8 protein-coding genes and 1 pseudogene are annotated in these 7,455 nt (G+C 77.3%); 5 read left to right on the forward strand and 4 right to left on the reverse strand.

All coding sequences use genetic code 11. The features are described 5' to 3' along the window. Window positions 1-388: pseudogene (locus ACRYR7_RS23135) on the reverse strand (hypothetical protein); the annotation flags it as partial. Window positions 389-420: 32 nt separating this feature from the next. Continuing rightward, the gene (locus tag ACRYR7_RS23140) at window positions 421-1,626 is read right to left on the reverse strand and encodes a CobW family GTP-binding protein (protein ID WP_432574529.1); all 1,206 of its coding nucleotides are present in this window, start codon (window positions 1,624-1,626) and stop codon (window positions 421-423) included. Between the two features lie 161 nt (window positions 1,627-1,787). On the opposite strand from ACRYR7_RS23140, the gene rpmB reads away from it, so the two are divergent. From rpmB to ACRYR7_RS23165, 5 genes are all read left to right on the forward strand, one after another. Then, entirely contained in the window at window positions 1,788-2,024 is a 237-nt protein-coding gene (rpmB, locus tag ACRYR7_RS23145) for a 50S ribosomal protein L28 (RefSeq protein ID WP_432574531.1), read from the forward strand. Next, entirely contained in the window at window positions 2,024-2,191 is a 168-nt protein-coding gene (gene rpmG / locus ACRYR7_RS23150) for a 50S ribosomal protein L33 (RefSeq protein ID WP_432574532.1), read from the forward strand. Before rpmB ends, rpmG begins: the two co-directional genes overlap by 1 nt. A 3-nt stretch (window positions 2,192-2,194) precedes the next feature. Further along, window positions 2,195-2,500, forward strand: coding sequence for a 30S ribosomal protein S14 (rpsN, locus tag ACRYR7_RS23155; RefSeq protein WP_432574534.1), 306 nt, complete (start codon window positions 2,195-2,197; stop codon window positions 2,498-2,500). 79 nt (window positions 2,501-2,579) lie between these two features. Beyond that, window positions 2,580-2,702, forward strand: a complete 123-nt coding sequence (gene ykgO / locus ACRYR7_RS23160; protein WP_432574536.1) for a type B 50S ribosomal protein L36 — start codon at window positions 2,580-2,582, stop codon at window positions 2,700-2,702. 161 nt (window positions 2,703-2,863) lie between these two features. Further along, window positions 2,864-5,170: an EAL domain-containing protein gene (locus ACRYR7_RS23165; protein ID WP_432574538.1), complete on the forward strand. Its 2,307-nt coding sequence runs from the start codon at window positions 2,864-2,866 to the stop codon at window positions 5,168-5,170. On the opposite strand, the gene ACRYR7_RS23170 is transcribed toward ACRYR7_RS23165, so the two are convergent. After that, on the reverse strand, window positions 5,130-5,954 hold the full coding sequence (locus ACRYR7_RS23170; RefSeq protein WP_432574540.1) for an alpha/beta hydrolase: 825 nt from the start codon (window positions 5,952-5,954) through the stop codon (window positions 5,130-5,132). The genes ACRYR7_RS23165 and ACRYR7_RS23170 overlap by 41 nt on opposite strands. A 52-nt stretch (window positions 5,955-6,006) precedes the next feature. Next, window positions 6,007-7,329: an extracellular solute-binding protein gene (locus tag ACRYR7_RS23175; protein ID WP_432574542.1), complete on the reverse strand. Its 1,323-nt coding sequence runs from the start codon at window positions 7,327-7,329 to the stop codon at window positions 6,007-6,009. Window positions 7,330-7,455 lie beyond the last annotated feature (126 nt).

Genomic DNA, 7,455 nt, shown 5'->3' on the forward strand with positions numbered 1-7,455 from the left:
CCGGCGGGGCCCAGGGCCCCGGCGCCGCCCCCGCCCCCCCCGCGGGCCCCCCCCCCCCGCCGGGGGCGAGGCCGACGCCGACCAGGGTGGTGGCGTCGACCGGCGGGCCGCCCGCGAGCGCGCCGAGGTGCTCCTCGCGCACCGCCTCCACGGCGGCCGCGTCCAGCCCCCGCAGCAGGGCGCGGAACCCGGAGCCGAGCACCAGCGCCCACAGCGCCTCGGCGGTGGCGGGCACCGCGTGCGGCACCACCTCCACCCGCACCCCGTGCAGCCCGCGCACGCCCAGCCGGCCGGTGAAGTCCGCCGCGGCGCGGTCGAAGAGCTCCGCGACCCCGCTCACGCGCTCGTCCACCCGCTCCTCCACCCGCTCCTCCAGCAGTTCCCCCACGCGCCCGCCCCTCCCGGTGCGCCCGCTCGCGGTCAGTCCGCGACCAGGTCGGCCTCGTCCCGGTCCCCGCACGCGGAGCCCAGCCACGGCTCGAAACCGTCCTCGGGCGCGCCGTCGCCGGGCAGCGCGACGCGCTCGCGCTCGCAGCGCGCCTCCTCGGCCTCGGTGGCCAGCACGGCGGCGAACGCCCGGCGCAGCCGGTCGCGCTCGTCCGGCTCGGTGCCGGTGACCACCAGGCGGGTGCGCCGCTCCCCCGGGCCCCAGGTGCCCAGGTCCCCGATGCTGAGCTGCCCGCCGGCGCCGTCCCAGGCGCAGACGGTGTCCGGGCGGGTGGGCAGCCAGAACACCCCGCGGGCGCGCAGCCGCCCGGCGCCCAGGTCCTCGATGCGCTCCAGCAGCCGCCCGGGGTGCAGGGCGCGCGGGGAGGTGAGCTCCAGCGTCCACACCCCGTCCCCGTCGGGGACGCCCGGGTGCCGCGCGGCGCGCAGGTCGGTGCGCGGGCCGGCGCCGGGGGCGGTGCGCAGCGCCGCGGCCAACGCGGCGCCGTGGGTCTGCTCCACGGTGGAGACCGGCACGCCCGGCCCGCACAGGTGGCGCAGCAGCGCCTGCGCGTGCGCGCCCGCGGGGACGTCGGTCAGGACCAGGTCGGCCTCGTCGAGCTGGTGGGCCAGGGCCTCGCCGACGGCGCGCTCGTCGTCGCGGCCGCAGGCCAGGGCGCGCTCGCCGAGCAGCGCGTCGCCCAGCAGGTCCTGCGCGAACGTGCCCGCGCCGACGGCGGCGACCACGCTGCGCACGGTGACGGCCCGGGCGCCGCGGGGGTCCTCGGGGTCGTCCTGCTCGACGGCCAGGGCCTGCACCAGCGGCGTGGGCTCGGCGCCCACCGGCAGCGCGAGCACCAGCAGGCTCCAGCGGCCCGAGGCGGCGACGGCCGCGACCGTCACCAGCACGTCCTCGCGCTGGGCGCAGTCCGGGCACCCGTCCTGCAGCGGCACCAGCACGTCCTCCACCACGCCCGAGAGGTCGGCGACCACCCGGCGCAGCCCGGGGGCGCCGGCGGGGCCGCCGAGGTCGACGTCGTAGCGCAGCACCACCGCGCCGGGCACGTCGCACAGCACCGAGGCGGTGACCACGTCGCGCAGCACCGGGTCCACGGAGGCCACGACGCAGACGGGCAGCGGCGAGGAGGACCCGGAGGGCGCGGGCGGACCCGGGACGGGGGGCGGGGGGAAGGGGGGCACATCCACTCCTCGTGAGAACAGTTCTCGATTGTCGCCGACCGTAGCAGCCCACCGGCCCGCCCCGGGAGGTCGGCGCGACCCGCCGGACCCCCTTCAATGATGGTACTCATTCTCAGTAGTAGGGTGCCCGGGTCCACGTCCACCACCGCAGGGAGTCAGGCATGTCCGCCCGCTGCCAGGTCACCGGAGCCGTCCCCGGCTTCGGCAAGACCGTCTCGCACTCGCACCGGCGCACCAGCCGGCGCTTCGACCCCAACGTCCAGCGCAAGAAGTACTTCGTGCCCTCGCTGGGGCGCACGGTCACGCTGACCCTCTCCGCGCGCGGCATCAAGACCGTGGACAGGCGGGGCATCGAGGCCGTCCTGGCCGACCTGCGCCGGCGGGGGGAGAGGTTCTGATGGCGAAGTCCCAGGACGTGCGCCCGGTGGTCAAGCTGCGCTCCACCGGCGGCAGCGGCTACACCTACGTCACCCGCAAGAACCGCCGCAACGACCCCGACCGCATGGTGATCCGCAAGTACGACCCCGTGCTGCGCCGCCACGTCGACTTCCGCGAGGAGCGCTGAGCCGTGGCCAAGAAGAGCAAGATCGCCAAGAACGAGCAGCGCAAGGCCGTGGTCGCCCGCCACGCCGAGCGCCGCGCGGCCCTCAAGCGCACCGCGGTCGACGTGCGCGCCAGCCGGGAGGAGCGCGCCGCCGCGCAGCTGGCCCTGCAGCGCCTGCCGCGCGACGCCAGCCCCACCCGGGTCCGCCAGCGCGACGCCGTCGACGGGCGCCCGCGCGGGAACCTGCGCGCCTTCGGGATCTCGCGGATCCGCCTGCGCGAGATGGCGCACGCCGGGGAGCTGCCCGGCGTGACGAAGTCCAGCTGGTGAGCGCGCCGAGCACGCACCGGCCGAGCACGCACCACCGGTGCGAGCGGCGGTCGGGGACCACGGGCGCGGGAGGCCGACGGTGAAGGTCCGCGCGTCCCTGAAGAGCCTGAAGCAGAAGGAGGGCTCGATCGTCGTGCGCCGGCGCGGCAAGGTCCACGTCGTCAACAAGCGCAACCCGCGCTGGAAGGCGCGCCAGGGCTGAGGCGCCGCGACGCGGGGCCCCCGCGGAGCGCGGCGGGCCCCGCGTGCGCGGCGGTCGCGGGGCGAGCCGCCCGGCGGGCTCAAGCCGGCGGTGCCGGGTGCCGATGGGACCCCGTGCACCGCGAGGCAGGAACCGCGCCGCCCTCCCCCGCGCCCGCGCCCGTGCCCGTCAGCGACTTCGGCACCGCGGCCGCCGCCACCCTCAAGCGCCTGCACGAGCGCATCGGGCTGGACACCTGGGCCGTGGCCCGCCGCGACGGCGAGGACTACGTGGTCCTCTCGGCCCTGGACGGCGGGCGGGTCGGCATGCGCGCCGGCGACGTCATGGCCTGGGGCGACACCTTCTGCGGCGCGGTGGTGGCCGGGGACGCCCCGCGCTTCTCCACGCACGTGGAGCGGGAGCCGGGCTGGGCGCACGCGCTGCGGGCCACCGGGTTCCCCTGGCGCTCCTACGTCTCGGTGCCGCTGACCGGCCCGGACGGCACCGTGCTGGGCACGCTGTGCGCCGGCGCCCGCGAGGCGGTGGACCCCGCCGTGGAGCTGCAGCTGCCCGACGTGGAGCTGGCCGCGGACCTGCTGGCCACCGTGCTCAGCTACGAGCTGCGCCTGGAGCAGGAGGCGCGCCGCGCCGAGCGGGCCGAGGCGGTCGCCGAGCGCGACGCGCTGACCGGGGTCGGCAACCGCCGCGCCTGGGACGCGGCGCTGGCGGCGGAGGAGGCCCGGGCGCGCCGGCTGGGCTCGACCGCCTCGGTGCTCGTGCTGGACCTGGACGGGCTCAAGGAGCTCAACGACACCCGCGGGCACCAGGCCGGCGACGCGCTGATCGTGCGCGCCGCGCAGGTGCTCGGCGCCCACCTGCGCCCCGAGGACGTCCTGGCGCGCCTGGGCGGGGACGAGTTCGCCGCCCTGCTGCCCGACGCGCACCGCGCGGCGGCGGCCGCGGTGCTGGCCCGCCTGCGCGAGGGGCTGGCGGCGGCCGGGGTGCGGGCCTCGCTGGGCGCGGCCACCCGCCGCGCGGCCGCGGGCCTGAGCACCGCCTGGGCCGAGGCGGACGCGGCCATGTACGCCGACAAGACCGCCCGCGCGGGCCAGGCGCGGGCCGCGGGCCGGCACGGGGTGCGCGGCGGCGCCGGCGCTCCCGCGGGCGGCGGTCCCGGCGGTCCCGGCGACCCCGGCGAACTCGGTGAACTCGGTGACCTGGGCGACCTGCTGGAGGTCCACCCCGAACCCGTCGGGGACGCCGACCTGAGCAGGCGCATCGACCGCCTGCTGGACGCCGCCCGGCGCCAGCTCGGGGTGGACACCGCGGTGCTGGCGCAGTTCCACGGCGACACCTGGACGCTGCGCCACGTGGCCACCGCCCCCGGCGTGCGCGACCCGCGCGGGTTCAGCGCCGAGCGCGCCGGCACCTACTGCCAGCGCGTGCTCGAGGGCCGGCTCGAACCGGTCGTCCCCGACGCCGCCGCGCACCCGGTGACCGGGCCGCTGCCCATCACCGGCGCGCTGGGCATCGGCGCCTACGTCGGCGTGCCGGTGCGCCTGGGCGACGGCACCCTCTACGGCACCCTGTGCGCGCTGTCGAGCACGCCGCAGCCCGAGCTGCGCCCGCGCGACGCGGGCGTGCTGGAGATCCTCGCCGAGGCGCTGGGCGAGCTGGTCGCCCGCGACCAGGAGCAGGCCCGCGAGCGGCGCTCGGTGCTGGCGCGCCTGGAGGAGCTGCACCGCACCGGCGGGCCGCGCCCGGTGTACCAGCCGATCGTGGAGCTGGCCGGCCTGCGGACCGTGGGCGTCGAGGCCCTCAGCCGCTTCCCCGCCGGGACGCCGCGGACCTGGTTCGCCGAGGCCGCCCGGGTGGGCGCCGGGGAGCGGCTGGAGCTGGCGGCGGTGCGCGCGGCGCTGGACCTGCGCCCCGGCGGCGGGGACGGCGCGGCGAGCGGCACCGCCGGGTTCCTCTCGATCAACGTCAGCCCCGCCCTGGCCGCCTCCCCCGCCCTGGTGCGGGCGCTGGAGGGGCACCGGCTGGAGGCCCTGGTGCTGGAGATCACCGAGCACGAGGCGGTGCAGGACTACCCCGGCCTGCTGCACCGGCTGGGCCCGCTGCGCGCCGCCGGGCTGCGCATCGCCGTGGACGACGCCGGTGCCGGGTTCGCCAGCACGCGCCACGTCCTGGCCCTGGAGCCGGACTTCATCAAGCTGGACACGAGCCTGATCCGCGACGTGCACCGCGACCCCACGCGCCGGGCGCTGGCCGCCTCCCTGACCACCTTCGCGCACCGGACCGGCGCGCACGTGGTCGCCGAGGGCGTCGAGAGCGCCGAGGAGCTGGACTGCCTGCGCGAGCTGGACGTCTCGCACGGGCAGGGGTACCACCTGGGCCGTCCGGCCCCGCCGCCCGCCGGCGGCGGCGCGCCCGCCCCGCGCGAGGCGGTCAGCGCCCGCGGGCGGCCGTCCAGCGCAGGAAGGCGCTGAACCACCCGTCCGAGGAGGTGCCCTGCGCGCGGACGCCGAAGCCGTGCCCGCCGTCGGGGTAGGCGTGCGCCTCGACCGGCACCCCGGCCCGCTGCCAGGCGTCGCGCAGGCGCAGGCAGGAGCCGACGACGACGTCGCCGAGCTGGTCGTCCTCGGCCCACGCCAGGAACATCGGCGGCGCCGGCCGCGGCAGCACCAGCTCGTCCCACCAGGCCGGGTAGACCGGCGCCAGGAACGAGGGCCGCTCGGCCTCGGTCCCGTCCAGGGCGGTCACCAGCGCCACGTACGCGCCGGCGGAGAACCCGAGCACGCCGGTGCGGTCGGGGTCCACGCCCCACTCGGCGGCGCGCTCGCGCACGGTGCGCACGGCCGCGCCGCCGTCGGCCAGCGCGGAGGAGCGCAGGGCCCGCGAGGTGTCGGCGAGGTAGGCGCGGTCGCCCAGGCGGTGCCGGGCGAAGGCGGCGAACCGCGCGTCCTCGACCGGGGTCGGGGCCAGGCGGTACCGCAGCACGAAGGCGGCGACGCCGTGCTCGGCGAGCCGCCGGGCCACGTGCGTGCCCTCGTTGTCGACCGCCAGCAGGTGCAGGGCGCCGCCGGGGGCGACGACCACCGCGGCGCCGGTGCGCGTGGCCGGGTCGGGCAGGTGGGGGGTCAGCGTGGGGACGGTGACGTTGCGCAGCAACCGCTCGGCGCCAGGGTGGTCGGGGTCCTCGAAGAGGATCGAGGCGTCCTCGACGTCCCCGGCGCCGTCGCGGTCGAGCCGGACGGGGGCCAGGACCTGCACGTGCTGCCCTCCTGGGGTGGGGCGCCACCGGTCCCGGCGCGCCGGCGGCGGGTCAGGACCCGGTGGTGGCGTTCATCGCGTCGGCGAACTGCTGGGGCGTCACCGTGAGGTTGAACAGCGCCTCGATGTTCTCCAGCAGCGCGTCGGCGGCCGCCGGCGCCAGGGCCTGGTCCCAGGACTGCTGGAACGTCGCGGCACCCGAGGCGAGGTCGTAGACGAACTGCAGCCAGTCGGCGTCCTCCGAGCCGCCGAACTGCTCGTCGGCGCCGATGACGATGGGCACCGAGCCCGACTCGATCCACGCCTTCGTGGTGGCCTCCCCGACGAGGGTGTCGCTGAAGAACTTCTGCGCGGTGGCCTTGGCCTCCTCGGAGGCCGAGGCGGACACCGCGTAGTAGCCGGAGGGGTTGCCCACGGTGGCGGTCGGGTCGCCCTTGCCGCCGGTGACCACGGGGAAGGTGGTGTAGCCCAGGTGCCCGCCGGTGACGAAGTCGCCGCCGGCCTCCTTCATGGAGCCGTAGGTCCACGCCCCGTGCAGCATCATCGCCGCCTTGCCGGTGTACAGCAGGGCCTGGTCGGCGTTGGAGTCCGCCGCGATCGAGGCGAAGCCGTCGACGAAGCCGTCGGCGCGGACGAGGTCCTGCACCTTCGTCAGGGCGTCCAGCGACGCCGGCTGGGACCAGGCGCCCGGCTGGCCGTCGTAGATGGACTGGAAGAGCTCCGCGCCGCCGATGCGGTCGTAGAGGTACTCCAGCCACATCATGTTCGTCCAGCGCGACTGCCCGCCCAGGGAGAAGGGCGCGATGCCGGCGTCGTTGAAGACGGGGACCAGCGCCATGAGCTCGTCCCACGTCGTCGGCGGCTGAGCGCCGACCTGCTCGAAGAGCGTCTTGTTGTGGTACAGGACGATCGGGGTGACCGCTTCGCACGGGAAGGCGTAGATCTTGCCGTCCACGGTGGCGGCGGCGAAGGCGCTGGCGAAGAGCCTGTCCTTGAGGGCGGCGTTCTCGGTGAAGAAACCGGTGAGGTCCTCGACCTTGCCGTTGCGCACGTAGTCGCGCAGCCCGCCCCCGCCCCAGCTCGGCAGGATCGTCGGCGCCTGGCCCGCACCGATGGCGGTGCGGATCTTCGACTTGTAGGCGTCGTTCTGGAAGGCCGACAGGGCGATCGTGCTGTCGGGGTTGGCCTCGTTGAAGGCCTCGACGGCGGCGGTGCGGATGCCCTCCCCCGGCTGACCGGTGAGGATCCACATGCTCGCGCCGTCGGCGGACCCGCCCGGGCCCGAGGACCCGCACGAGGCCAGCGCGGAGGCGGTCAGCGGGGCGGCCAGCGCCGCGGTGAGGAACGAGCGGCGCGTGGCCTGCGTGCGGTTCACGTGGTTCTCCGATGCGTTGCGGGGGGGGGGGGGGGGGGGGGGGGGGGGGGGGGGGGGGGGGGCCCCCCCCCCCCCCGGGGGGGGGGTGTCCTTTGGTGTGCTGTCTTTATATGTGGGGGTTCTTTT

This window comes from Kineococcus gurbantunggutensis (genome assembly GCF_050871925.1).
In the GTDB taxonomy this organism is placed as follows: domain Bacteria; phylum Actinomycetota; class Actinomycetes; order Actinomycetales; family Kineococcaceae; genus Kineococcus.